General features: G+C 56.3%; 25 protein-coding genes. 19 read left to right on the top strand and 6 right to left on the bottom strand.

What is annotated here, in order from left to right; all coding sequences use genetic code 11:
- Positions 1–28: 28 nt before the first annotated feature.
- Positions 29–718: a uracil-DNA glycosylase gene (gene ung / locus DEO48_RS14020; protein ID WP_109845523.1), complete on the bottom strand. Its 690-nt coding sequence runs from the start codon at positions 716–718 to the stop codon at positions 29–31.
- A gap of 314 nt (positions 719–1,032) precedes the next feature.
- Between ung and grcA the strand changes: the two genes are divergently transcribed.
- Positions 1,033–1,416 carry an autonomous glycyl radical cofactor GrcA gene (gene grcA, locus DEO48_RS14015; protein WP_029741127.1) on the top strand — a complete coding sequence of 128 codons (384 nt, stop codon included), beginning with the start codon at positions 1,033–1,035 and terminating at the stop codon, positions 1,414–1,416.
- 51 nt (positions 1,417–1,467) lie between these two features.
- On the opposite strand, the gene srmB is transcribed toward grcA, so the two are convergent.
- Complete coding sequence (gene srmB / locus DEO48_RS14010; RefSeq protein ID WP_023308854.1) at positions 1,468–2,796, bottom strand: ATP-dependent RNA helicase SrmB; 1,329 nt, start codon at positions 2,794–2,796, stop codon at positions 1,468–1,470.
- A 132-nt stretch (positions 2,797–2,928) separates the two neighbouring features.
- On the opposite strand from srmB, the gene DEO48_RS14005 reads away from it, so the two are divergent.
- The gene (locus tag DEO48_RS14005; RefSeq protein WP_109845522.1) at positions 2,929–3,666 is read left to right on the top strand and encodes a tRNA1(Val) (adenine(37)-N6)-methyltransferase; all 738 of its coding nucleotides are present in this window, start codon (positions 2,929–2,931) and stop codon (positions 3,664–3,666) included.
- On the opposite strand, the gene nadB is transcribed toward DEO48_RS14005, so the two are convergent.
- On the bottom strand, positions 3,651–5,270 hold the full coding sequence (gene nadB / locus DEO48_RS14000) for an L-aspartate oxidase (RefSeq protein ID WP_109845521.1): 1,620 nt from the start codon (positions 5,268–5,270) through the stop codon (positions 3,651–3,653). The two genes, DEO48_RS14005 and nadB, sit on opposite strands and share 16 nt — an antisense overlap.
- Positions 5,271–5,609: 339 nt before the next feature.
- Here nadB and rseD point away from each other — a divergent pair, with 339 nt between their 5' ends.
- The 12 genes from rseD (at position 5,610) to acpS (ending at position 15,026) form a co-directional block, all read left to right on the top strand.
- Positions 5,610–5,696: a rpoE leader peptide RseD gene (gene rseD / locus DEO48_RS27335; RefSeq protein ID WP_223537823.1), complete on the top strand. Its 87-nt coding sequence runs from the start codon at positions 5,610–5,612 to the stop codon at positions 5,694–5,696.
- Positions 5,693–6,268, top strand: coding sequence for an RNA polymerase sigma factor RpoE (rpoE, locus tag DEO48_RS13995; protein ID WP_006176728.1), 576 nt, complete (start codon positions 5,693–5,695; stop codon positions 6,266–6,268). Before rseD ends, rpoE begins: the two co-directional genes overlap by 4 nt.
- Positions 6,269–6,299: 31 nt before the next feature.
- A complete protein-coding gene (rseA, locus tag DEO48_RS13990; RefSeq protein ID WP_008502186.1) occupies positions 6,300–6,950 on the top strand; it encodes an anti-sigma-E factor RseA in 651 nt (216 codons plus the stop codon).
- Positions 6,950–7,903 carry a sigma-E factor regulatory protein RseB gene (gene rseB / locus DEO48_RS13985; RefSeq protein WP_109845520.1) on the top strand — a complete coding sequence of 318 codons (954 nt, stop codon included), beginning with the start codon at positions 6,950–6,952 and terminating at the stop codon, positions 7,901–7,903. The genes rseA and rseB overlap by 1 nt, the downstream gene beginning before the upstream one ends.
- Positions 7,900–8,376: a SoxR-reducing system protein RseC gene (gene rseC / locus DEO48_RS13980; protein ID WP_023308850.1), complete on the top strand. Its 477-nt coding sequence runs from the start codon at positions 7,900–7,902 to the stop codon at positions 8,374–8,376. Before rseB ends, rseC begins: the two co-directional genes overlap by 4 nt.
- Before the next feature lie 185 nt (positions 8,377–8,561).
- On the top strand, positions 8,562–10,361 hold the full coding sequence (gene lepA / locus DEO48_RS13975; RefSeq protein ID WP_109845519.1) for a translation elongation factor 4: 1,800 nt from the start codon (positions 8,562–8,564) through the stop codon (positions 10,359–10,361).
- Between the two features lie 15 nt (positions 10,362–10,376).
- On the top strand, positions 10,377–11,351 hold the full coding sequence (gene lepB, locus DEO48_RS13970; protein ID WP_063408956.1) for a signal peptidase I: 975 nt from the start codon (positions 10,377–10,379) through the stop codon (positions 11,349–11,351).
- A gap of 222 nt (positions 11,352–11,573) precedes the next feature.
- On the top strand, positions 11,574–12,254 hold the full coding sequence (gene rnc, locus DEO48_RS13960) for a ribonuclease III (protein WP_003860711.1): 681 nt from the start codon (positions 11,574–11,576) through the stop codon (positions 12,252–12,254).
- Positions 12,251–13,156, top strand: coding sequence for a GTPase Era (gene era, locus DEO48_RS13955; RefSeq protein WP_023308847.1), 906 nt, complete (start codon positions 12,251–12,253; stop codon positions 13,154–13,156). The genes rnc and era overlap by 4 nt, the downstream gene beginning before the upstream one ends.
- Before the next feature lie 17 nt (positions 13,157–13,173).
- Entirely contained in the window at positions 13,174–13,881 is a 708-nt protein-coding gene (gene recO, locus DEO48_RS13950; RefSeq protein WP_109845518.1) for a DNA repair protein RecO, read from the top strand.
- A 33-nt stretch (positions 13,882–13,914) separates the two neighbouring features.
- Complete coding sequence (pdxJ, locus tag DEO48_RS13945) at positions 13,915–14,646, top strand: pyridoxine 5'-phosphate synthase (protein WP_109845517.1); 732 nt, start codon at positions 13,915–13,917, stop codon at positions 14,644–14,646.
- Positions 14,646–15,026, top strand: coding sequence for a holo-ACP synthase (acpS, locus tag DEO48_RS13940; protein ID WP_023294331.1), 381 nt, complete (start codon positions 14,646–14,648; stop codon positions 15,024–15,026). Before pdxJ ends, acpS begins: the two co-directional genes overlap by 1 nt.
- Here the strand turns inward: acpS and DEO48_RS13935 are convergent.
- A complete protein-coding gene (locus tag DEO48_RS13935; protein WP_109845516.1) occupies positions 15,023–15,283 on the bottom strand; it encodes a YfhL family 4Fe-4S dicluster ferredoxin in 261 nt (86 codons plus the stop codon). The two genes, acpS and DEO48_RS13935, sit on opposite strands and share 4 nt — an antisense overlap.
- 46 nt (positions 15,284–15,329) lie before the next feature.
- Complete coding sequence (locus tag DEO48_RS13930; RefSeq protein ID WP_109845515.1) at positions 15,330–16,178, bottom strand: MurR/RpiR family transcriptional regulator; 849 nt, start codon at positions 16,176–16,178, stop codon at positions 15,330–15,332.
- Positions 16,179–16,295: 117 nt separating this feature from the next.
- Between DEO48_RS13930 and murQ the strand changes: the two genes are divergently transcribed.
- Genes murQ through tadA form a run of 4 tightly spaced genes read left to right on the top strand, consistent with a single transcriptional unit; the run spans position 16,296 to position 19,765 of the window.
- Positions 16,296–17,189, top strand: a complete 894-nt coding sequence (gene murQ, locus DEO48_RS13925) for an N-acetylmuramic acid 6-phosphate etherase (protein ID WP_109845514.1) — start codon at positions 16,296–16,298, stop codon at positions 17,187–17,189.
- Between the two features lie 11 nt (positions 17,190–17,200).
- The gene (locus tag DEO48_RS13920) at positions 17,201–18,562 is read left to right on the top strand and encodes a PTS transporter subunit EIIC (RefSeq protein ID WP_109845513.1); all 1,362 of its coding nucleotides are present in this window, start codon (positions 17,201–17,203) and stop codon (positions 18,560–18,562) included.
- Between the two features lie 3 nt (positions 18,563–18,565).
- Positions 18,566–19,201: a phosphatidylglycerophosphatase C gene (gene yfhb / locus DEO48_RS13915; RefSeq protein WP_039263757.1), complete on the top strand. Its 636-nt coding sequence runs from the start codon at positions 18,566–18,568 to the stop codon at positions 19,199–19,201.
- Positions 19,202–19,225: 24 nt separating this feature from the next.
- A complete protein-coding gene (gene tadA, locus DEO48_RS13910; RefSeq protein ID WP_109845512.1) occupies positions 19,226–19,765 on the top strand; it encodes a tRNA adenosine(34) deaminase TadA in 540 nt (179 codons plus the stop codon).
- Here the strand turns inward: tadA and mltF are convergent.
- Entirely contained in the window at positions 19,653–21,203 is a 1,551-nt protein-coding gene (mltF, locus tag DEO48_RS13905) for a membrane-bound lytic murein transglycosylase MltF (protein WP_109845511.1), read from the bottom strand. The two genes, tadA and mltF, sit on opposite strands and share 113 nt — an antisense overlap.
- 267 nt (positions 21,204–21,470) lie before the next feature.
- On the opposite strand from mltF, the gene purL reads away from it, so the two are divergent.
- Positions 21,471–25,358, top strand: a complete 3,888-nt coding sequence (gene purL / locus DEO48_RS13895; RefSeq protein WP_109845510.1) for a phosphoribosylformylglycinamidine synthase — start codon at positions 21,471–21,473, stop codon at positions 25,356–25,358.
- The last annotated feature ends 359 nt before the right edge of the window (positions 25,359–25,717 follow it).

The following is a 25,717-nucleotide window of genomic DNA, read 5'->3' as shown; positions in this document are numbered from 1 at the left end:
CCCGGTGAGCCGGGCATACAAACTCTAACTACTCGCTGTCTGCCGGTAATACAGGCATCCAGTCAATCGGCTTTTCGCCACGTTTTTCCAGCCATTCATTCGCCAGAACAAAATGATTACTGCCAAAGAAACCGCGATGTGCAGACAGCGGTGATGGGTGCGGTGCTTTCAACACGTGATGACGCTGACGATCGATAATCGCCCCTTTCTTCTGCGCGTGAGAACCCCAGAGTAAAAACACCACCCCTTCACGATGCTCGTTGATCAGGCTGATGACTTTATCGGTAAACGTCTCCCAGCCCAGACTGGCGTGCGAGTGCGCCTGACCCGCCCGTACGGTAAGCACCGTATTCAGTAACAGCACGCCCTGGCGCGCCCAGCTTTCCAGGTAACCGTGGTTTGGTCGGGTAAAACCGGGCACGGTTGCTTCAAGCTCTTTATACATGTTGAGCAGAGAAGGGGGGATAGCCACGCCCGGACGAACGGAAAACGCCAGCCCATGCGCCTGCCCGGGGCCGTGATAGGGATCCTGGCCTAGAATGACCACTTTCACATCGCTCAGTTCGGTGTAGCGAAAGGCGTTAAACACGTCTTTCTGCGGCGGGTAAATCGTCTGTCCGGACTGACGCTCAGCGGCAACGGTGCTGAGCGTATTGATAAAATAAGGCTGCTGCTTTTCTTCGGCCAGCACGTCATGCCAGGTTAAAGGTGTCGTCATCTCGCTCTCCTGCGAATCTCAATCTCTGACTAGCTTACCTGTTTCACCCCGGTGAACAAAATTACGCGCTGAAATAGGTGCTAAGTGGCAAAATTTATTTTGAAAAGATACAGGGTAAGTTGAATTGGTAAGACTGCGAAATTGATCTAAAACAAGAAATTCAAACCACACTCTTTATGTGGTTGGTGTTTTTGTTGATTTAAATCAATAAATCACCGGGGTGTGAATGTTATATATACACACAAGAAACAATGGTTTTACCAATTGGCCGCAAGAGGCCGACACCAGTTAATGTAGCCTAAGGGAGGCAACACATGATTACAGGTATCCAGATTACTAAAGCTGCAAATGACGATCTGCTCAATTCTTTCTGGCTGCTGGACAGCGAGAAGAACGAAGCGCGCTGCGTCGTTGCGAAAGCGGGTTTTGCTGAAGATGAAATCGTACCGGTAAACAAACTGGGCGAAATCGAGTACCGTGAAGTTCCTATGGAAGTGCAGCCTGAAGTGCGCGTGGAAGGGGGTCAGCATCTGAACGTTAACGTGCTGCGCCGCGAAACGCTGATGGATGCCGTTGAGCACCCAGAAAAATACCCACAGCTGACCATCCGCGTGTCTGGCTATGCGGTTCGCTTTAACTCACTGACTCCAGAACAGCAGCGCGACGTTATCGCCCGTACCTTTACTGAAAGCCTGTAAGGCTTCAGCTACGGGGGGAATAAAAAAGCCGGGGATTTCCCCGGCTTTTTTTTACTCTTCAGTTTTCGTCTCTGGTGCGGCAGAGCTTGGCTTACGGCGCTTACCAATATTTTTGGTATCGCGGTGGCGCTGCTTCACGCGCGGTTTCTCTTTTTCTTTCTCTTTTCTCTCAGCACGTTTTGCAAGCGCTTTCTTGGACGGTTTACCCGTCATCTTTTCACTCGGCGCACGCGTGGTCGGGCGGAGTTCGTCAATAACGCGCGCTTTCAGCGGCTCATCAACATAGCGGCCAATTTTCTGCAGCAGCAGGTAGTCATGCGCTTCGACCAGTGAAATCGCAATCCCTTTGCGGCCCGCGCGGCCGGTACGACCAATACGGTGCAGGTAGGTATCTCCGCTGCGCGGCATATCGAAGTTAATGACGTGGCTGACGTCCGGGATGTCGATCCCGCGTGCGGCAACGTCAGTCGCAACCAGCACGTTAACGCGACCATCGGTCAGACGCTTAATCCCTTCGGTACGCTTGATCTGCGCCATCTCGCCTTCAAGATAGCAGTTGTTGATCCCGGCGTTACGGAGCATTTCAGCCAGCTCGTGCACGCGCTCACGCTTACGCACAAATACGATTGTGCGCAGTGCATCTTCCTGTTTGAGCAGGTGTTTCAGCAATTCGACCTTGTGCTCAAGGTTGTCCGCGCGGTAGTACCACTGGTGGATCTTCTTACGCTCGCGGGTGGACGGCGTCGCCGAGACTTCCACCGGATCTTCCAGCAGACGCTCTGCGAAGTCTTTGATCGCTTCCCCTTCGAGGGTGGCAGAGAACAGCATCGTCTGGTTACGCCAGCGCGTTTCCCCTGCAATGTGCTCGATATCCTGTGCGAAACCCATGTCCAGCATGCGGTCGGCTTCGTCGAGGATCAGCGTTTCAACCGCGCGGCAGTCGAAGTTCTCTTCTTTAATGTACTGCAGCAGGCGGCCCGTCGTCGCAACGACGATGTCCTGGTTTTCGCTGAACACTTCGGCGTGGTTCATGTACGCTACGCCGCCGGTGATGGTGGCGATATCCAGATGAGTATTTGCCGCGAGTTCACGCGCGTGATCGGCAACCTGCATTGCCAGTTCGCGCGTAGGCGTCAGGATCAAAATACGCGGCGGGCCAGATTTTTTACGCGGAAAGTCGAGCAGATGCTGCAACACAGGCAGCAAATAGGCTGCTGTCTTCCCCGTGCCGGTTGGCGCAGAACCGAGCACATCGCGGCCCTCAAGCGCAGGCGGAATGGCCGCTGCCTGAATGGCGGTCGGGCGTGTAAAGCCTTTGCTCTCAAGTGCATTGAGCAGGCTTTCATCGAGTTCAAGTTCGGAAAAAGTCGTTACAGTCATGTTCTACCTCTGTGTGGGGCGCTGATTATAGACGTTACGGCTGTAATCTTCATCTGTTTGTATGGATATCGCTTTTCGGCCACTTCGCTTTCCCCTATGCTACTCCAGTTTCACTTAGAAGGTTGCCCTGACATGTCTCAACTCAAAGCGCAGCTGCGCCGCGATGGTTTTACGTTTAAACAGTTTTTTGTCGCCCACGATCGCTGTGCCATGAAGGTCGGTACAGACGGTATTTTACTGGGAGCGTGGGCGCCTGTCGCAGGTGTTAAGCGTATTCTTGATATCGGTACCGGCAGCGGGCTGGTGGCGTTGATGCTGGCGCAGCGTACGGAAGAGCATGTCACAATTGATGCCGTCGAACTGGATGCACAGGCCGCAGAGCAGGCGAGTGACAATATGGCCGAATCCCCCTGGGGTGCCCGCATGAAAGTGGAATGCGCCGATGTGTTGACCTGGGCGTCTGAACAAACCGCGCGTTACGATCTGATCGTCAGCAACCCTCCCTACTACGCGCCCGGCGTTGAGTGCGGGACACCCGAGCGTGAACAGGCGCGTTATACCGGCTCCCTCGATCATAAAGCGCTGCTCACCAGTGCGGCAGAACTCATCTCCGAAGAAGGTTTTTTCTGCGTGGTCCTGCCTGAGAGTACCGGCAACACGTTCATCGGTATCGCGCAGGAGATCGGCTGGACGCTACGTCTGCGTACCGATATTTCGGATACGGAAGGCCGACTGCCGCACCGCGTGCTGCTGGCGCTCTCGCCAAAAGAGGGTGAATGCTTTAATGACCGAATGGTGATCCGTGGGCCAGACCAGCGTTATTCCGAAGATTACACTGCCCTGACCCAGGCGTTTTATCTGTTTATGTAAACCTGCGGGGCGAGGATTGACGGGCCGGACTCCGCAAGCTGATCCGGGTAGTCCAGCGTATAGTGCAGCCCGCGGCTCTCTTTACGCATCATCGCGCAGCGAACGATCAGCTCGGCAACCTGTACCAGATTGCGCAGCTCCAGCAGGTTATTCGATACGCGGAAATTGGCATAATATTCATCAATTTCCTGCTGCAGCATGGTGATGCGGCGCAGGGCGCGTTCCAGTCGTTTCGTGGTGCGCACAATCCCCACGTAGTCCCACATAAACAGCCGTAGCTCATGCCAGTTGTGCTGGATCACGACCAGCTCGTCCGGGTTATCCACGCGGCTTTCATCCCAGGCAGGCAGGCGGTCTGTCTCGCGGGCGTAGGGCATGCGTTTGGTGATGTCTTCCGCGGCCGACCAGCCGTACACCAGACATTCAAGCAGCGAGTTAGAGGCCATACGGTTCGCGCCGTGAAGCCCGGTATAGCTGACCTCTCCGATAGCATAAAGTCCGTCCACATCGGTACGTCCATGATCGTCAACCATCACGCCACCGCAGGTATAGTGGGCGGCTGGCACAATCGGCACCGGATCGCGCGTTAAATCAATGCCCAGACCGAGCAGCTTCTCGTAAATCATCGGGAAATGCTGGCGAATGAACTCTGCTGGCTTATGGCTGATATCGAGATACATGCAGTCCACGCCAAGGCGCTTCATTTCATGATCGATGGCGCGGGCAACGATATCGCGCGGGGCCAGTTCACCCCGGGCGTCAAAGTCGGGCATAAAACGGGAGCCGTCAGGGCGTTTCAGATAAGCGCCTTCACCGCGAAGGGCTTCCGTCAGCAGGAAGTTGCGCGCCTGAGGGTGGAACAGGGCGGTTGGGTGGAACTGATTGAACTCAAGATTCGCCACCCGACAGCCGGCGCGCCAGGCCATCGCGATACCGTCTCCGGAGGCAATGTCCGGGTTCGTGGTGTACTGATACACTTTAGAGGCGCCGCCCGTCGCCAGGACTACAGCCTTCGCCTGGCAGGTTTCCACCTTCTCTTTATTACGGTTCCAGACCCAGGCGCCCACCACGCGACGCGTGCCGGGCAGGCCAATCTTGTCGGAGATAATCAGATCAACGGCATTGCTTCGCTCGAGAACCCGAATATTAGGATGGTTCAGCGCTTTACTGACAAGCGTGGTTTCCACTTCTTTTCCGGTGGCATCCGCTGCGTGCAGGATGCGGCGGTGGCTATGGCCGCCTTCGCGAGTCAGGTGATAGCTCTCTTCACCGTTGGGTTGAACCTGAGTATCGAATAAGACGCCCTGGTCGATGAGCCACTGAACGCAGTGACGGGCATTGCTGGCGACAAACTCTGCGGCGTGTGCATCCACGATCCCGGCCCCGGCAATCAGCGTATCTTCGACGTGGGAAGCAATGCTGTCTGTCTCATCAAACACGGCGGCAATGCCGCCCTGGGCATAAAACGTGGAACCTTCACTTATCGGTCCTTTACTCAGAACGATAACGTTTTGATGCTCGGCCAGGCGCAGCGCCAGAGAGAGACCGGCAGCGCCGCTGCCGATGATCAGTACATCACAATGGAGTTCAGATGTTGTGTTCATGATTGTTGTTTAATTTACTAAACAGTGTTGGGTCAGAATAGCACTCGAATGCGATATATCGCACGTATTTTTTTAGAGGCTGTCGCAATGGCTAAACGCGTAAGCGGAGGTAAATGGAGGGTAAATGAGTGAAATTATTTTGCGAAGCAGATCGTTAGCGTCAGATTTTGTGGTGAAATAAAGCCTGTGTTGCGTTACTCTTCTGGCGGGAAAAAGATGTTTCTTGTCAGAAAGTGGTGCGTATCGTGAACAGACTTATAATGAGAGAAAATGAACAGTCTGCGGCGCGATGAACAAAAACAAAGGCGTTACGGAACTTATTGAAGATCAGACACTCTAATTGGTGCTTGCTCAAAGTGCGGTATTTTAGAGTGGCGTTTCGATAACGCGTGGAATTTAGGTTTGGGGAGACATTACCTCGGATGAGCGAGCAGTTAACGGACCAGGTCCTGGTTGAACGGGTCCAGAAGGGAGATCAGAAAGCCTTTAACCTACTGGTGGTCCGCTACCAGCATAAGGTGGCGAGCCTGGTTTCCCGCTATGTACCGTCAGGCGATGTGCCTGATGTGGTGCAAGAGTCTTTTATTAAGGCCTATCGCGCGCTGGATTCTTTCCGGGGAGATAGTGCTTTTTATACCTGGCTGTACCGTATTGCGGTCAATACGGCAAAGAATTATCTGGTCGCTCAGGGTCGTCGTCCGCCTTCAAGTGATGTGGACGCAATAGACGCCGAAAACTTCGAAAGTGGCGGCGCATTGAAAGAAATTTCGAACCCTGAGAACTTAATGTTGTCAGAAGAACTGAGACAAATCGTTTTTCGCACGATCGAGTCGCTCCCGGAAGATTTACGTATGGCAATTACGTTACGGGAGCTGGATGGTCTGAGCTATGAAGAGATAGCCGCTATCATGGATTGTCCGGTCGGCACGGTACGTTCGCGAATTTTCCGTGCGCGAGAAGCTATTGATAATAAAGTTCAACCGCTTATCAGGCGTTGACGATAGCGGGATACTGGAAAAGGTATTAGGCATGCAGAAAGAAAAACTTTCCGCTTTAATGGATGGTGAAACGGTGGATAGTGAGCTGCTCAATGAGCTGTCTCATTCACCCGAAATGCAAGAGACCTGGGAGAGTTACCATCTCATCCGTGACACCCTTCGCGGTGACACCGGCGAGGTTCTCCATTTCGATATCTCAGCCCGCGTCATGGCGGCGATTGAGAATGAGCCTGTTCATCAGACCACTCCGCTGATTCCTGAAGCTCAACCCGCGCCTCACCAGTGGCAGAAAATGCCGTTCTGGCAAAAGGTGCGTCCGTGGGCCAGCCAGCTTACCCAAATGGGTGTGGCTGCATGCGTATCGCTTGCAGTTATTGTTGGCGTCCAGCACTATAATACTCAGTCTGAAACTAATCAGCAGCCAGAAGCGCCAGTGTTTAACACACTGCCGATGATGGGCAAGGCCAGCCCGGTAAGCCTGGGCGTACCGGCTGATGCATCCGCCAGCGGCGGTCAGCAACAGCAGGTTCAGGAGCAGCGCCGTCGCATTAATGCGATGTTGCAGGATTACGAGTTGCAGCGTCGTCTGCACTCTGAACAGCTTCAGTTTGAGCAGGCGCAGACACAGCAAGCGGCTGTGCAGGTGCCCGGAAACCAAACTTTAGGAACGCAATCGCAGTAATGAAGCAACTTTGGTTCGCCATGTCTCTGATGGCGGGTAGCCTGTTCTTCTCTGCCAACGCCTCGGCTGATGTTTCATCCGGGGCGTTGTTGCAGCAAATGAATCTGGCCAGCCAGTCACTCAATTACGAGTTGGCATTTATCAGCATTAATAAGCAGGGCGTCGAGTCGTTACGCTATCGCCATGCCCGTCTTGATAACCAGCCGCTCGCCCAGCTTTTACAGATGGATGGCCCGCGTCGGGAAGTGGTTCAGCGTGGTAACGAAATCAGCTATTTCGAGCCAGGCCTGGAGCCTTTCACGCTGAATGGCGACTATATCGTTGATTCTCTGCCGTCACTCATTTATACCGACTTTAAACGGCTTGCCCCTTACTACGATTTTATTTCGGTAGGGCGTACCCGCATCGCGGACAGACTGTGCGAGGTAATTCGCGTTGTTGCCCGGGACGGAACGCGCTACAGCTATATCGTCTGGATTGATGCCGAAACCAAACTCCCCATGCGTGTTGACCTGCTCGACCGTGACGGTGAAACGCTGGAACAGTTCCGGGTTATCTCCTTCAGCGTGAACAATCAGGTTGGCAACAGCATGCAGAATCTGGCTAAGGCCAGCCTGCCGCCGCTGCTTTCTGTTCCTGCCGGGGATTCTGTTAATTTCAATTGGGTACCTGCCTGGATCCCGCAAGGGTTTAGCGAAGTGTCCAGCAGCCGTCGTCAGCTGCCAACGATTGAAACGCCGGTAGAATCGCGTCTCTATTCGGATGGTTTGTTCAGCTTCTCTGTGAATATCAATCGCGCAACGGCAAACAGCGCTGAACAAATGCTGCGTACCGGGCGCCGTACGGTGAGTACAACGGTACGCGATAACGCAGAGATCACCATTGTGGGAGAACTCCCTCCGCAGACGGCGAAGCGCATCTCCGACAGCATTAAATTCAGGGCTACACAATGATCAAAGAGTGGGCGACGGTTGTCTCCTGGCAGAACGGCATTGCGCTGGTGAGCTGCGATGTAAAAGCCTCATGTAATAGCTGCGCATCCCGCGCTGGCTGCGGCAGCCGCGTGCTGAATAAGCTCGGGCCACAAACATCGCACACGATTTCTGTGCCAAGCGAACAGCCGCTGATGGCGGGGCAGAAGGTGGAACTGGGCATCGCGGAAGGCAGCCTGCTCAGCTCCGCTATGCTGGTGTATCTCTCTCCGCTGGTCGGCCTGTTTATCATGGGTGGCCTGTTTCAGATGCTGTTTGGTACCGATGTGGCCGCTATGTGCGGTGCCGCATTGGGTGGCGTGGGGGGATTCTGGCTTGCCAAAGGGCTATCTCCGACGCTTGCCGCGCGCGAGGAGTGGCAGCCTGTCATTCTCAGCGTTGGGCTGGCACCAGACCAGCTTCGTGTTGAAACGCTCTCTTCAGAGGCCCGGTGATCCATCGGGCTTTATCATTTTTTACACCCTAAAACAGAAAACGGCCTTTCTTCACGTTATACGTGCTTCTAAGTGCATTTCCAGGTAGCGAGGATGTAGTGTAGAATGCTGCGTTTTCGCACTGAAAAACGTCAGGCTAAGAACAGCGGCCTCCAGGAATTCGTAAGGCATAATTATTTAACTATATGAAGAACATACGTAACTTTTCGATCATTGCTCACATTGACCACGGTAAGTCGACGCTGTCTGACCGTATTATCCAGATTTGCGGTGGCCTGTCTGATCGTGAAATGGAAGCCCAGGTTCTGGACTCCATGGACCTGGAACGCGAACGCGGTATCACCATCAAGGCGCAGAGCGTTACGCTTGATTACAAAGCGGCTGATGGTGAAACCTATCAACTGAACTTTATCGACACCCCAGGCCACGTTGACTTCTCCTATGAGGTTTCACGCTCGCTCGCGGCCTGTGAAGGCGCGCTGCTGGTGGTGGATGCCGGGCAGGGCGTTGAAGCCCAGACCCTGGCAAACTGCTACACCGCGATGGAAATGGATCTCGAAGTTGTGCCGGTTCTGAACAAGATCGACCTGCCAGCCGCCGATCCTGAGCGCGTAGCGGAAGAGATTGAAGATATTGTCGGCATTGACGCGACCGATGCCGTGCGCTGCTCTGCTAAAACCGGTGTCGGCGTGACCGACGTGCTGGAACGCCTGGTGCGTGACATTCCGGCCCCGGAAGGCGATCCGGATGCCCCGCTGCAGGCGCTGATTATCGACTCCTGGTTCGATAACTATCTGGGCGTTGTCTCTCTGGTGCGTATTAAAAACGGCACCATGCGTAAAGGCGACAAAATCAAGGTAATGAGTACCGGACAGGTCTACAACGCCGACCGTCTGGGCATCTTCACGCCAAAACAGGTTGACCGTACCGAGCTGAGATGCGGCGAGGTAGGCTGGCTGGTCTGCGCCATTAAAGACATCCTCGGCGCGCCGGTGGGCGATACCCTGACCGGTGCGCGTAACCCGGCAGATAAAGCGCTGCCAGGCTTTAAAAAGGTGAAACCGCAGGTCTACGCGGGTCTGTTCCCTGTCAGCTCTGACGACTACGAAAACTTCCGTGACGCGCTCGGTAAACTGAGCCTGAACGATGCCTCCCTGTTCTATGAGCCAGAAAGCTCAACGGCGCTGGGCTTCGGCTTCCGATGTGGCTTCCTCGGTCTGCTGCACATGGAGATCATTCAGGAGCGTCTGGAGCGTGAATACGATCTGGATCTGATCACCACGGCGCCGACCGTAGTCTATGAAGTTGAAACCACCTCGAAAGAAGTGATCTACGTCGATAGCCCGTCCAAGCTGCCGCCGCTGAACAACATTCAGGAGCTGCGTGAGCCTATCGCAGAGTGTCACATGCTGCTGCCGCAGGAATTCCTGGGTAACGTCATTACGCTGTGTATTGAGAAGCGTGGCGTGCAGACCAACATGGTTTACCACGGTAACCAGGTGGCGCTGACCTATGAAATCCCAATGGCGGAAGTGGTTCTCGACTTCTTCGACCGTCTGAAGTCGACCTCCCGTGGCTATGCGTCACTGGATTACAACTTCAAACGCTTCCAGGCCTCCAACATGGTGCGTGTGGACGTGCTGATCAACGGCGAGCGTGTGGATGCGCTGGCGCTGATCACCCACAACGACAACGCGCCGTACCGTGGCCGCGAGTTGGTTGAGAAAATGAAAGATCTGATCCCGCGTCAGCAGTTCGATATCGCGATTCAGGCGGCGATTGGCAACCACATTATCGCGCGTTCAACCGTGAAACAGCTGCGTAAAAACGTTCTGGCGAAGTGCTATGGCGGTGACGTCAGCCGTAAGAAAAAGCTGCTGCAGAAGCAGAAAGAAGGTAAGAAGCGTATGAAGCAGGTCGGTAACGTCGAGCTGCCGCAGGAAGCATTCCTTGCCATTCTTCATGTTGGTAAAGACGGCAAATAACCCTAAGGAGTTGGCATGGCGAACATGTTTGCCCTGATCCTGGTCATTGCTACCCTGGTGACAGGTCTGCTGTGGTGTCTGGATAAGTTTATCTTCGCCCCAAAACGTCGTGAACGTCAGGCTGCCGCACAGGCAGCCACTGGCGATGGGATTGACGTGAAAACCCTGAAGAAAGTCGGCCCGAAACCGGGCTGGCTGGAAACGGGTGCCTCGGTATTTCCGGTGCTGGCAATTGTGCTGGTGGTACGTTCGTTTATTTACGAGCCGTTCCAAATCCCATCAGGTTCAATGATGCCAACGCTGCTGATTGGTGATTTTATTCTGGTAGAGAAGTTTGCCTACGGCATTAAAGATCCTATCTACCAGAAAACGCTGATCGAAACCGGTCATCCGAAACGTGGCGACATCGTGGTGTTTAAATATCCGGAAGATCCGCGCCTGGACTACATCAAGCGCGCGGTAGGTCTGCCGGGTGATAAAGTGACTTACGATCCGGTTGCGAAAGAAGTCACCGTTCAGCCGGGCTGCAGCTCCGGTACCGCATGTGAAAACGCGCTGCCAATCACTTACTCAAACGTTGAGCCAAGTGATTTTGTGCAGACCTTTGCCCGTCGTAACGGCGGCGAAGCGACCAGCGGATTCTTCCAGGTACCGAAAGGTGAAACCAAAGAGGACGGCATCCGTCTGGTTGAGCGCAAAGAGACGCTGGGCGATGTGACGCACCGAATCCTCACCGTGCCAATCGCGCAGGATCAGCTGGGTATGTACTATCGCCAGCCTGGCCAGCAGCTGGCGAGCTGGATTGTACCGCCAGGACATTACTTCATGATGGGTGACAACCGCGATAACTCTGCGGACAGCCGTTACTGGGGCTTTGTGCCGGAAGCGAATCTGGTCGGCAAAGCCACCGCCATCTGGATGAGTTTTGAGAAGCAGGAAGGCGAATGGCCGACCGGTGTACGCCTGAATCGTATCGGCGGAATCCATTAATTCTCAATAAATGAACGCGTAGCCGCTTTAATTAGCGGCTACGTGAATTATTTCCACGATAAATCTCTTCGAACTAACGACATCCCCTGTCGTTGTGTATAGAATATTCCCCCGAAGTTTAAGGTTGGCCCTGCAAGGGTGCCACGGCACACGAAACCGCGTTGGTTTTCTCAGGTCGGTTTCGTGTGCTGCATTTTTGACGCATTCATTTATTGGTATCGCATGAACCCCATCGTAATTAATCGGCTTCAACGGAAGCTGGGCTACACTTTTCATCATCAGGAGTTGTTGCAACAGGCATTAACCCACCGCAGTGCCAGCAGCAAACATAATGAGCGTCTCGAGTTTTTAGGCGACTCTATTTTAAGTTTCGTGATTGCGAATGCGCTTTATCATCGTTTCCCGCGTGTGGACGAGGGTGATATGAGCCGCATGCGTGCCACGCTGGTTCGGGGTAATACCCTTGCGGAAATCGCTCGCGAATTTGAGCTGGGCGAATGTCTGCGTCTTGGACCGGGTGAACTGAAAAGCGGCGGCTTCCGTCGTGAATCTATTCTTGCCGATACGGTCGAAGCATTAATTGGTGGTGTGTTCCTGGACAGCGATATCCAGACCGTAGAAAAGCTGATCCTGAACTGGTATCAGACCCGTCTGGACGAAATCAGCCCGGGCGATAAACAAAAAGATCCGAAAACGCGTCTGCAGGAATATTTGCAGGGTCGTCATCTCCCGCTGCCGTCTTATCTGGTGGTACAGGTGCGTGGCGAAGCGCACGATCAGGAATTTACCATCCATTGCCAGGTCAGTGGCCTGAGTGAACCGGTGGTGGGCACAGGTTCAAGCCGTCGTAAGGCTGAACAGGCTGCCGCCGAACAGGCGTTAAAAATGCTGGAGCTGGAATGAGCGAAGATAAAACCTATTGCGGATTTATTGCCATCGTCGGACGTCCGAACGTTGGCAAATCCACCCTGCTGAATAATCTGCTCGGGCAGAAGATTTCTATCACCTCGCGTAAGGCGCAGACCACGCGTCACCGCATCGTCGGCATCCATACTGAAGGCGCGTATCAGGCGATCTACGTCGATACCCCTGGCCTGCACATGGAAGAGAAGCGCGCCATCAACCGCCTGATGAACAAGGCGGCGAGCAGCTCGATCGGCGATGTAGAGCTGGTGATTTTCGTTGTGGAAGGCACCCGCTGGACGCCGGACGACGAGATGGTGCTGAACAAGCTACGTGACGGCAAAACGCCGGTCATCCTCGCGGTCAACAAAGTTGATAACGTGCAGGAAAAGGCCGACCTGCTGCCGCATCTGCAGTGGCTCGGTAGCCAGATGAACTTCCTCGACATCGTTCCGCTGTCTGCAGAGACCGGTCTGAACGTGGATACCATCGCGGGCATCGTGCGTAAGCATCTGCCGGAAGCAATTCATCACTTCCCGGAAGACTACATCACCGATCGCTCTCAGCGCTTTATGGCGTCTGAAATCATCCGTGAAAAGCTGATGCGTTTCCTGGGGGCTGAACTGCCTTACTCCGTAACGGTAGAGATCGAGCGTTTCCAGACCAACGAGCGCGGTGGCTACGATATCAACGGCCTGATCCTCGTAGAGCGCGAAGGGCAGAAGAAGATGGTTATCGGCAACAAAGGGGCCAAGATCAAAACTATCGGCATTGAAGCCCGTAAGGACATGATGGAGATGTTCGAAGCGCCGGTTCACCTCGAACTGTGGGTGAAAGTGAAATCTGGCTGGGCCGATGATGAGCGTGCTCTGCGCAGCCTCGGTTACGGCGAAGACCAGTAACTTAAGACGACGCGTATATGGATGGATGGCAGCGCGCCTTTGTCCTGCATAGTCGTCCCTGGAGCGAAACCAGCCTTATGCTGGACGTCTTCACGGAAGAGTCGGGCCGCGTGCGCCTTGTTGCGAAAGGCGCACGTTCCAAACGTTCTAACCTGAAGGGCGCCCTCCAGCCTTTCACGCCGCTGCTGGTACGCTTCGGTGGGCGAGGGGAAGTGAAAACCCTGCGCAGTGCCGAAGCCGTCTCTCTGGCGCTTCCTCTTTCCGGCATCACGCTCTACAGCGGTCTGTATGTCAACGAACTCATCTCACGCGTTCTTGAACATGAAACCCGTTTCTCTGAAGTTTTCTTCGATTATCTGCACTGTATCCAGGCGCTGGCTGGCGGAACCGGCACGCCCGAACCCGCCTTGCGTCGTTTTGAACTGGCGCTGCTGGGCCACCTCGGATACGGCGTAGATTTTCTGCACTGCGCGGGCAGCGGTGACGAGATAGAAGACACCATGACCTACCGCTACCGCGAAGAAAAAGGTTTCATTGCCAGTATCGTGATAGACAACAGCACCTTTACCGGTCGCCAGCTCCGGGCGCTGTACGAGCGCGAGTTTCCCGATCTGGACACCCTGCGCGCAGCAAAACGCTTTACCCGGATTGCCCTCAAGCCGTATCTTGGCGGCAAGCCCTTAAAGAGCCGCGAATTATTCAGGCAGTTTGTGCCGAAACGTTAGACCACAGAATCGAAAAGAAAACCGAGGATTGTCATGGCTGAATTACTGTTAGGCGTCAACATCGATCACATCGCCACGCTGCGTAACGCGCGCGGCACGGCGTATCCCGATCCGGTTCAGGCGGCGTTTATCGCTGAACAGGCTGGCGCCGACGGCATTACCGTTCACCTGCGTGAAGACCGTCGCCACATTACTGACCGCGACGTGCGCATTCTGCGTCAGACGCTGGACACCCGAATGAATCTGGAGATGGCGGTCACCGAAGAGATGCTGGCGATTGCCTGCGAGACCCAGCCGCACTTCTGCTGCCTGGTGCCGGAAAAACGCCAGGAAGTAACCACCGAAGGCGGCCTGGATGTGGCCGGTCAGCTCGACAAAATGCGCGATGCCTGCAAGCGCCTGGCGGATGCCGGTATCCTGGTTTCTCTGTTTATCGACGCCGATTTCGCCCAGATTAAAGCGGCGGCCGACGTGGGCGCACCGTATATCGAAATCCACACCGGCTGCTACGCCGATGCCAAAAATGATGCCGAACAGTCCAAAGAGCTGGAGCGTATTGCCAAAGCGGCCACGTATGCTTCAAGCCTGGGACTGAAGGTTAACGCCGGTCACGGCCTGACCTACCACAACGTGAAGGCCATTGCCGCACTGCCAGAAATGCACGAGCTGAACATCGGCCACGCCATCATTGGCCGCGCGGTGATGAGCGGCCTGAAAGAGGCGGTTTCAGAAATGAAACGCCTGATGCAGGAAGCGCGTCAGTAATGGCCATTCTGGGCTTAGGCACCGATATCGTTGAAATAGCCCGTATTGAAGCGGTGATCGCCCGTAGCGGCGATCGCCTCGCAAGACGCGTTCTGAGCGATAACGAGTGGGCCATCTGGGAAGCGCATCAGCAGCCGGTGCGCTTTCTGGCAAAGCGCTTTGCGGTAAAAGAGGCGGCGGCCAAAGCCTTCGGGACCGGCATTCGTAACGGCCTGGCGTTTAATCAGTTCGAAGTGTTTAACGATGAGCTGGGCAAACCGAGCCTGCGTCTGTGGGGAGAAGCGCAGAAGCTGGCGGAAAAGCTGGGGGTGAATCATATGCACGTGACGATCGCGGATGAACGCCACTATGCCAGCGCGACGGTGATCATCGAAAGTTAAAGTTTGTCCGCGTGGTGCATCAGGACAAACTTATCCCATAGCTGCTCTTCGCTCTCAGCGTGGGCCGGATCCTTCAGGATGGTATTCGGGATCGGGCACACTTTCTGACAGGTCGGCGTTTCATAGTGGCCGATGCATTCCGTGCAGCGGTCGCTGTTAATCTCATAAATGCTGTCGCCCATCGAAATCGCCTGGTTCGGGCATTCGGGCTCGCACATATCGCAATTAATGCATTTTTTGGTAATTAACAGCGCCATCAGGAAATTCTCAGAAACAACACAAACCGGGCGGGCATTATACGCGTCAAACCAGTTTCTTTACCAGTTCTTCGCTGTGACGAATGCGTTCGGGCGCGCGCTCCAGATCCTGCTGCACCAGCGCCATAAACAGCAGGTCCGTCAGCATCATTTGCGCGCTGGTGGACGAGATAGCCGCGCTGCGCGTGGCCTGCTCTTCAGCAATGGTATATAAACAGCGCGTTGCCCGCTGCTGCAGGGCATTCGGCGTAAAACCGGTGATCGCCAGAATTTTACCGCCGACGCGCAGGGCCTCATCGGTGGCCATATTGATTTCACGGCGCTCGCCGGAGTAAGAGATGGCCAGCAGCAGATCGTCAGGATCCATCGCCTGTACGGTCGCCAGCAGGGCGTGCATATCCTGCTCGACGATGGCGTTAAGCCCAATTTTCGTCAGCTTCCAGCCGAAGTTACGCGCCACAAGTCCGGACGCGCCGATACCGGTCAGGATGATCCGCCGCGCGCCGCGCAGCATCGCCACGCTCTCCAGCAGCTTCTCTTCGGTATTCACGTCGAGCGTCGCATGCATGGCCGCCACGTTCTCTTTGATCAGCTTTTCGCCAACCAGCCGCATCGGATCATCGCCGCGGATCTGATTATGCACCGGCATGGACTGCGGGTTGGGGTTACTGACCAGCGCTTCACTGATCGCCAGCTTGAGGGCGGGGAACCCTTTAAAGCCAATCTTCTGGGCAAATTTCACTACGCTGGACTGGCTCACGCCGGCCTCACTCGCCAGCTGCTGCGAGCTGAGATGGCGCGCGCGATCGGGTTGAGAAAGCAGAAAATCCGCCAGCCTTTTGTCGCTTTGGGCAAAGCCAGCATAGCGCTGGCGAATGCGAATTAAACAGTTCATAGGGTCTCCTGGCGAAAATGTGATTATCTGCGCAAATACGAATTTTGCTCGCCTGAATGAATTTTATATTCCATTATAGTGTGATTATTATGAATTAAAAATTCTTGAGGTACAAAAATGAATCTTGGCTCACTTGTTTCTGAAACGCGTAACCCACAAACCATGGATCTGGATGCGCTCTCCACCCTGGAGCTGGTTAACCGCTTTAATCAACAGGATACGCTGGTCGCGCAGGCAGTGAAAGAGACATTACCCGAGGTGGCGAAAGCTGTCGATGCGGCGGCGGAAGCCCTTAAGGCCGGCGGTCGTATTATCTACATGGGAGCGGGCACCAGCGGGCGTCTTGGGGTTCTGGATGCGTCAGAATGTCCGCCAACCTTTGGGGTGCCGCACGGTCTGGTCGTTGGGCTGATTGCCGGTGGACCCGGTGCGCTGCTGAAAGCCGTTGAAGGAGCGGAAGACAATGCACAGCTGGGCGAGGATGACCTGAAGGATCTGAATCTGACCGCGAAGGATCTGGTGGTCGGGCTGGCGGCATCCGGGCGCACCCCGTACGTCATTGGCGGGCTGGAATACGCCAACCGGACGGGCTGCACGACGGTGGCCATCTCCTGTAATCCGGGCTCCCCGATTGCGCAGGTGGCCGCTATTGCTATCTCTCCGGTTGTCGGGCCGGAAGCGCTCACCGGCTCCACGCGCCTGAAATCCGGGACCGCGCAAAAGCTGGTGCTCAATATGATCTCCACCGGCGCGATGGTGAAGTTCGGCAAGGTTTATCAGAACCTGATGGTGGATATGCAGGCCACCAACGTCAAGCTGGTGGACAGAGCCTGCCGCATGGTGATGGAGGCGACAGGTGCAGGCCGTGAAGAGGCAGAAGCGGTGCTCAGGCAGACCGATCACGATGTTAAACCGGCCATTCTGATGATCCTGAGCGGGCTGGATGCGGCGGCCGCGAGAGCCAAACTCGATGCGCATAGCGGCTTCTTACGGGCGGCATTAGAAAACTAACAGAGGCGTCTATGGACAAAACAGCAGCGCTCGCCAGCGATATCCTGCAGGGGATCGGTGGGGAAAAAAATATTCAACGTCTCGAAAACTGCATGACGCGCGTGCGCGTCGAGGTGCATAACGACGACCAGCTCGACGTGCCGCGCCTGAAGCAGCTGTCCGGCGTCAGCGGCTACGTTAAACAGGGGCAGCAGCATCAGCTGATCGTCGGGCCGGGGAAAGCGGCGCAGGTTGTTGATGCCATGCGCTCGCTGATGGGCGTTAGCGCGAGCGCGTCGATTAACGATGCGGAACGCACCAGGGCGCAGGCGAAGGCCAAATACAAAGCCCCCATGAGCGATGCGCTGCGTCAGCTGGCAAACGTCTTCATTCCGCTAATCCCGGCGTTTATTGCCTCAGGCCTGATCACCGGGATCATCAACATCCTCAAGCGACCGGATATTGTGGGGGATTTCGCCACGCAGTATCCGAATCTGCTGGGGATTCTGGGGATCTTCGGCAGCGCTGTTTTCGCCATCATGAACATTCTGGTCGGGGTGAATACCGCGAAGGTGTTTGGCGGATCGCTGGCGATGGGCGGGGTCATGGCGGGCATCTTGTCCAGCCCGCAGCTGGCGCAGATCACGCTGTTTGGCGAGGCGCTCCAGCCGGGCCGCGGTGGTGTAATCGCCGTGCTGCTGGTTGTCATCCTGATGTGCTGGATCGAGAAAAGGCTGCGCGCGGTTCTGCCTGGCTCGATCGAGCTGATTCTCAACCCGCTGTTGACCACGCTGATTACCGGTAGCGTAGCGATTGTGGCCCTCCAGCCGCTAGGCGGATGGATCTCTGAAGCCATCGCTCACGGTGCGTCTCTGGCTATCGACCGAGGCGGGCTGCTGGTGGGCGCCGTGCTTTCCGGTACCTTCCTGCCGCTGGTGCTGACCGGCCTGCACCAGGGGCTGGTGCCGATCCACGTCGAGCTTGTACAGGCGCACGGCTATAACGCGCTGCTGCCTATCCTGTCGATGGCGGGGGTGGGGCAGGTCGGCGCGGCGATTGCCGTACTGATGAAAACCCGCAACGCGCGTCTGAAAAAAATGATTAAAGGCGCGCTCCCGGTCGGACTGCTCGGCATTGGCGAGCCGCTGATTTTCGGCGTTACGCTGCCGCTGGGTAAACCGTTCCTCGCCGCCTGTCTGGGGGGCGCGGTAGGCGGGGCGCTGATCAGCTACTGGAAAGTCGCTACCGTTATCACCTTTGGGCTTTCCGGTTTACCGCTGGCATTAACCATCGTGACCGGAAAAGTGATGCTCTATCTGTTAGGCTATTTAGTAGCGGTGATCGCCGGGTTCCTGTTTACCTGGCTGTTAGGTTTCAACGACCCAGAGGAGTAAGGTTTGGCAAATCACGCGCGTCGCGTTGTCTTTTTCGACCTGGATGGAACGCTGCATCAGCAGGATATGTTTGGTACGTTTATGCGTTACCTGCTGCGGCGTCAGCCTTTGAATGCGCTGCTCGTGCTGCCGCTCTTACCGGTTATCGGTATCGCGCTGCTGGTGAAAGGCCGTGCGGCGCGATGGCCGATGAGTTTGCTGCTGTGGGGATGTACCTTTGGGCACAGCGAAGCGCGGCTCAAGCAGCTCGAAAAGGATTTTGCGCACTGGTTTCGCGGCCACGTCGCCGCCTTTCCGGTGGTGCAGGCGCGCCTGACCAGCTACCTCGACGCGAACGATGCCGACATCTGGCTTATTACCGGCTCCCCGCAGACGCTGGTGGAGCAGGTCTACTTTGATACCCCCTGGCTTCCGCGCGTGAATCTTATCGCCACGCAAATTGCCCGCGGTTACGGCGGCTGGGTGCTGACCCTGCGCTGTCTGGGGCATGAAAAAGTGGTCCAGCTGGAGAAACGCATCGGTACGCCGCTGCGCCTGTACAGCGGCTACAGCGACAGCAAGCAGGACAACCCGCTGCTCTATTTTTGCCAGCACCGCTGGCGCGTCACGCCATCAGGCGAACTTCAGCAACTCGAATAGTCTTCTCTAAAACTGGCGTGTATAATGCCGCCCGCTTTTCGACTGGAGTATCAGCCTTTGTCCAACCCTGAACACAATCATGAATACTGGATGCGCCACGCGCTGACGCTGGCTCAACGCGCCTGGGACGAGGGCGAAGTGCCCGTGGGCGCGGTGCTGGTTCATAACAATCAGGTGATTGGCGAAGGGTGGAACCGTCCTATTGGCCGCCACGATCCTACTGCGCATGCCGAAATCATGGCGCTTCGCCAGGGCGGTCTGGTGCTGCAAAACTATCGCCTGCTTGATACCACGCTGTATGTGACGCTGGAGCCGTGCGTGATGTGCTCCGGCGCGATGGTGCACAGCCGGATCGGGACGTTGGTTTTCGGGGCGCGGGATGAAAAAACCGGTGCGGCCGGTTCGCTGATGGACGTGCTGGGTCACCCGGGTATGAACCACCAGGTGAAGACTATCGGTGGGGTGCTTGCACCAGAGTGTTCGGGGCTATTAAGCGATTTCTTTCGAATGCGCCGTCAGCAGAAAAAGCAGCAAAAGGCAGTATTGAAGCTGTCGGACGATTAAGCTCGTCCGGCGCCACGACCGGGTAGCTTTGAGCCAGCTGTTTGGCCTCCGTCGCCTCTTTCTCTTTCTCCAGCAGATACCCGACCAGGCTAATCTGATATTTACGGATATTTTCCACGTAGGCGTAGGCTTCATGTCCGCGCGCGTAGCCGTATGTCAGCTTGTTATACCATGGCTTCTGGCTCAGCAGCGGCAGGCGCTGCTTAACGTCTGACCAGCTGTCCGGGTTACCTTTCGTTTTGGCCGTCAACGCTCGCGCATCAAGCATATGCGCGTAGCCCATATTGTAGGCCGCCAGCGCAAACCAGATCCGCTCTTCTTCCGGCACCGTTTCCGGTACTTTGGCCATCATATCCTGCAGATAGCGCGCGCCGCCGCTGATGCTCTGTTCGGCATCGGTACGATCGTTCACGCCCAGGCTCAGCGCGGTATTTTTGGTTAACATCATCAAACCGCGTACGCCCGTGGGCGACGTGGCCTGGGTATCCCAGTGGGATTCCTGATACGAAATAGCCGCCAGCAGTTTCCAGTCAATCTCCTGGGCGTATTTTTCGAACAAGGGCTGCAGGTCCGGCAGGACGCTGTCTACCGCGCGCAGGAAGCTGCGGGTGTCAACGTAGTCAAAGTCATCACCGTGCCCGAGGTACTTCTCCTCCAGACGCGCCAGGGTACCGTCTTCATTGATGGTGTTAAAGAAATCAAGCATCGCGGCAGAGAAGGTCTGATCGTCATCAAGCTGGCTAAACCAGGTCACGGGCTGCTCGTCGGTGACGTCCAGCGCCACGGCGATTTCAGGATGCACCCGCTGGAACAGGCTGATCGCGACCGAATCGGCGATGGTGTAGGGCACCTTCTGATCTTTTACCTGCTCCAGCAGCTCCGTCGTGCCGAGTTTCGGATCCACCGTCCAGCTCAGGTCGGGATATTTCTTCTCCTTGAGCTCCCGCAGATCGTCAATCACCACGTGGCCGGGCGCAATCGTCAGCTGCCGATCGTTAATTGACGCCAGCGAGCGCGGGCGCAGGCTCCCGACGCGGTAAACCAGCTGCTGAGAAACGGAGTAGTAGGTCGGGCCTGGCTGGTAGTTCTTGCTGCGCTCGCTGTTATACACCAGCCCGGCGGCGAGCATATCAGCATCGTCGTTATCGAGGTCGTCAAACAGCTCGTTGATATTCTGGCGGACGGTGATTTTAAGCTTCACGCCAAGATAATCGGCGAACTGTTGTGCCAGTTCATAATCCAGGCCAGTGATTTTGCCGTTGACGTCGCTGTAAATCAGCGGAGAGTTGAGGGTACTGACGCGCAATTCCCCCCGCTCCTGAATGGCGGCGATACGGTTTTCGGCTTTGCCGAACCAGGGGATGGAAGGCCAGAGGGCCACTGCCAGCAGCAACGTTACAATGCCGATGAGCAGATAATTAATCTTTAATTTTTTCAATTAGTTAATTCTCTGCGACGCCGGTTGCCTCAGTCTGCTGTAGCCATGTTAATCATAAGGTTTGCCATTGAATGAGCGGCATTTTGCGTAAACTTGCGCCACTTGGCAACCAATTAGAGAGACAGGTCACATCTATTGTTAAATCTCTGTGCAAATTTTATTTCGACGCAAACGGTTTCGTCGGCGCTCAGGATTCTCTATAATGACGCCCGTTTTCCCCCCTTGCGCACACTGTAAGCGCCCCGGCGCTTCGAAGACGAGAGACTTATGATGGAAATTCTGCGTGGTTCGCCTGCACTGTCTGCCTTCCGTATCACTAAACTGCTGGCACGTTTTCAGGCGGCCGACCTTCCGGTAAGCAATATTTACGCTGAGTATGTCCATTTTGCTGACCTGAATGCCCCCCTGAATGCAGAGGAGCGCGTACAGCTGGAACGCCTGCTCAAGTATGGCCCAAGCCTGAGCAGCCATACGCCAACCGGCAAACTGATCCTTGCGACGCCTCGTCCGGGCACCATCTCCCCCTGGTCTTCCAAAGCCACCGACATCGCCCATAACTGTGGCCTGAGCCAGATTAACCGTCTGGAACGCGGCGTGGCGTACTATGTGGAAGCCTCTACCCTGAGCGACGCGCAGTGGCAGGCGGTTGCGGCTGAACTGCACGATCGCATGATGGAGAGCGTATTTGCCTCTCTCGATGACGCGCAGAAGCTTTTCTCTCACCATCAGCCTGCGCCGGTACAGAGCGTAGACCTGCTGGGGCAGGGCCGTCAGGCGCTGATTGACGCCAACCTGCGTCTCGGCCTGGCGCTGGCAGAAGACGAAATTGATTACCTGCAGGATGCGTTTGTTAAGCTCAACCGTAACCCGAACGACATCGAACTCTACATGTTCGCGCAGGCTAACTCTGAGCACTGCCGCCACAAGATATTCAACGCCGACTGGATTATTGACGGCGAACAGCAGCCGAAGTCGCTGTTCAAAATGATCAAAAACACCATGGAGCAAACTCCTGACCACGTGCTGTCTGCCTATAAAGACAACGCCGCGGTAATGGAAGGTTCCGAGGTGGGCCGCTTCTTCGCCGATCGTGAAGCAGGGCGCTATGACTTCCATCAGGAGCCCGCGCATATCCTGATGAAAGTGGAAACCCACAACCACCCGACGGCGATCTCTCCGTGGCCGGGCGCGGCGACCGGCTCCGGCGGTGAAATCCGTGATGAAGGTGCGACCGGTCGTGGCGCTAAACCTAAAGCGGGTCTGGTCGGTTTCTCCGTCTCTAACCTGCGTATCCCGGGCTTTGAACAGCCGTGGGAAGAAGATTTCGGCAAGCCAGAGCGTATCGTGACCGCTCTGGATATCATGACCGAAGGCCCGCTGGGCGGCGCGGCGTTTAACAACGAATTTGGTCGTCCGGCGCTGAACGGTTACTTCCGTACCTATGAAGAGAGAGTGGACAGCCACAACGGCGAAGAGCTGCGCGGCTACCACAAGCCGATCATGCTGGCGGGCGGGATCGGCAACATCCGTGCCGATCACGTGCAAAAAGGCGAGATCGTCGTCGGCGCGAAGCTGATCGTACTGGGCGGCCCGGCGATGAACATCGGTCTGGGCGGCGGAGCGGCCTCTTCTATGGCCTCCGGCCAGTCTGATGCGGATCTCGACTTCGCCTCCGTGCAGCGCGACAACCCTGAAATGGAGCGCCGCTGCCAGGAAGTGATCGACCGCTGCTGGCAGCTGGGCGACGCTAACCCGATCCTCTTCATTCACGACGTGGGCGCGGGCGGCCTGTCCAACGCCATGCCGGAGCTGGTAAGCGACGGCGGCCGCGGCGGGCGTTTCAACCTGCGTGACATCCTGAGCGATGAGCCGGGCATGAGCCCGCTGGAAATCTGGTGTAACGAATCCCAGGAGCGCTACGTGCTGGCGGTTGCTGCCGACCAGCTGCCGCTGTTTGACGAGCTGTGCCGCCGCGAGCGCGCGCCGTATGCCGTCATCGGTGAAGCGACCGAAGAGCAGCACCTTTCCTTAAGCGACACCCACTTTGACAACCAGCCGATCGATCTGCCGCTCGACGTTCTGCTCGGTAAAACGCCGAAGATGACCCGCGACGTAACCACCCGTAAAGCGGCGGGCAAAGCGCTGGATCGCCAGGGCATAACCGTGGCAGAAGCGGTCAACCGCGTGCTGCACCTGCCTGCTGTGGCAGAGAAAACCTTCCTGGTGACCATCGGCGACCGCACCGTGACCGGTATGGTATCGCGCGACCAGATGGTCGGTCCGTGGCAGATCCCGGTCGCTAACTGCGCCGTGACCACCGCGAGCCTCGACAGCTACTACGGCGAAGCGATGGCTCTCGGCGAACGTACCCCGGTGGCGCTGCTGGACTTCGCTGCTTCTGCCCGTCTGGCGGTCGGTGAAGCGCTGACCAACATCGCCGCGACGCAGATTGGCGATATCAAACGTATCAAGCTCTCCGCCAACTGGATGGCCGCTGCCGGCCACCCTGGCGAAGATGCTGGCCTGTATGAAGCCGTGAAAGCGGTGGGCGAGGAGCTGTGTCCTGCCCTCGGTCTGACCATTCCGGTGGGCAAAGACTCCATGTCGATGAAAACCCGCTGGCAGGAAGGCAGCGAGCAGCGCGAGATGACCTCTCCGCTGTCGCTGGTCATCACCGCGTTTGCTCGCGTGGAAGACGTGCGTCACACCGTTACGCCGCAGCTTGCGACAGAAGACAACGCCCTGCTGCTGATTGACCTGGGTAAAGGCCACAACGCGCTGGGTGCCACCGCGCTGGCGCAGGTTTACCGCCAGCTCGGCGACAAGCCAGCCGACGTGCGTGACGTGGCCCAGCTGAAAGGCTTCTACGACGCGATTCAGGCGCTGGTGGCGCAGCGTAAGCTGCTGGCCTACCACGACCGTTCCGACGGCGGCCTGCTGGTGACCCTGGCAGAGATGGCCTTCACCGGCCACTGTGGCGTGGAAGCGAACATTGCGACGCTGGGCGAAGACCGTCTGGCGGCGCTGTTCAACGAAGAGCTGGGCGCCGTGATTCAGGTGCGCGCGGCGGATCGCGACGCGGTTGAAGCGATTCTGGCGAAGCACGGTCTGGCAGACTGCGTGCACTATCTGGGCAAAGCCGTTCAGGGCGACCGCTTCGTGATTGAAGCAGACAGTCACGCGGTATTCAGCGAAAGCCGCACCACGCTGCGCATGTGGTGGGCGGAAACCACCTGGCAGATGCAGCGCCTGCGTGATAACCCGGAATGTGCCGATCAGGAACATAACGCGAAAGCGAATGATCAGGATCCAGGCCTGAACGTGAAGCTCTCCTTCGACATTAACGAAGATATCGCTGCGCCGTACATTGCGACCGGCGCGCGTCCAAAAGTGGCCGTGCTGCGCGAACAGGGCGTTAACTCCCACGTTGAGATGGCGGCTGCCTTCCACCGCGCGGGCTTTGACGCTATCGACGTCCACATGAGCGACCTGCTGGCCGGACGTACCGGTCTGGAAGATTTCCAGGCGCTGGTGGCGTGCGGCGGCTTCTCCTACGGCGACGTGCTGGGCGCGGGCGAAGGCTGGGCGAAGTCCATCCTGTTCAACAGCCGCGTCCGCGACGAGTTCGAAACCTTCTTCCACCGTCCGCAGACCCTGGCGCTGGGCGTGTGTAACGGCTGCCAGATGATGTCTAACCTGCGCGAGCTGATCCCGGGCAGCGAAGCCTGGCCGCGCTTTGTGCGCAACCAGTCTGACCGCTTCGAGGCGCGCTTCAGCCTGGTGGAAGTGACCCAAAGCCCGTCTCTGCTGCTGCAGGGGATGGTCGGTTCTCAGATGCCAATCGCCGTTTCCCACGGTGAAGGTCAGGTAGAAGTGCGTGATGCTGCGCATCTGGCTCAGCTGGAGAGCAAAGGCCTGGTGGCGCTGCGCTTTGTCGATAACTTCGGCAAGGTGACTGAAACCTACCCGGCTAACCCGAACGGCTCCGCCAACGGTATTACGGCGGTGACCAGCGAAAGCGGTCGCGCGACCATCATGATGCCGCACCCGGAACGCGTGTTCCGTACCGTGAGCAACTCCTGGCACCCGGAAAACTGGGGCGAGGACAGCCCGTGGATGCGTATCTTCCGCAACGCGCGTAAGCAGCTGGGTTAAGTTTTAGCCTCACACCCTTCCAGGCCCGGTAAGCGAAAGCTCCACCGGGCTTTTTTATTTGTGTCGCAATTACGCGACAGACCCGCAATCCAACTGTCTCCAAAAGGCGACATTTAACTCATTGATTTATATGTGGCAGTAAAGGTTCCCGTTAAGGTGTTGCTTAATAGCGACAGTTAGCCTGGAAATCATTCAACCGATAATTAACAGGCTAAACGAGTAAAACTCATATATTTCAAACTGTTAATATTTTGTTTTGCATTCTGGCACGGGTGTTGCATAATATTAACCAGTGGCTCATTCACCTTCTTATGTCAGCCCCTTCGGGACGCGCTACATAAACTTCGAATGACGCACAA

It is taken from the genome of Enterobacter sp. CGMCC 5087 (assembly GCF_003144775.1).
In the GTDB taxonomy this organism is placed as follows: domain Bacteria; phylum Pseudomonadota; class Gammaproteobacteria; order Enterobacterales; family Enterobacteriaceae; genus Enterobacter; species Enterobacter cloacae_M.
This window is presented reverse-complemented; position numbering and strand designations above follow the sequence as displayed.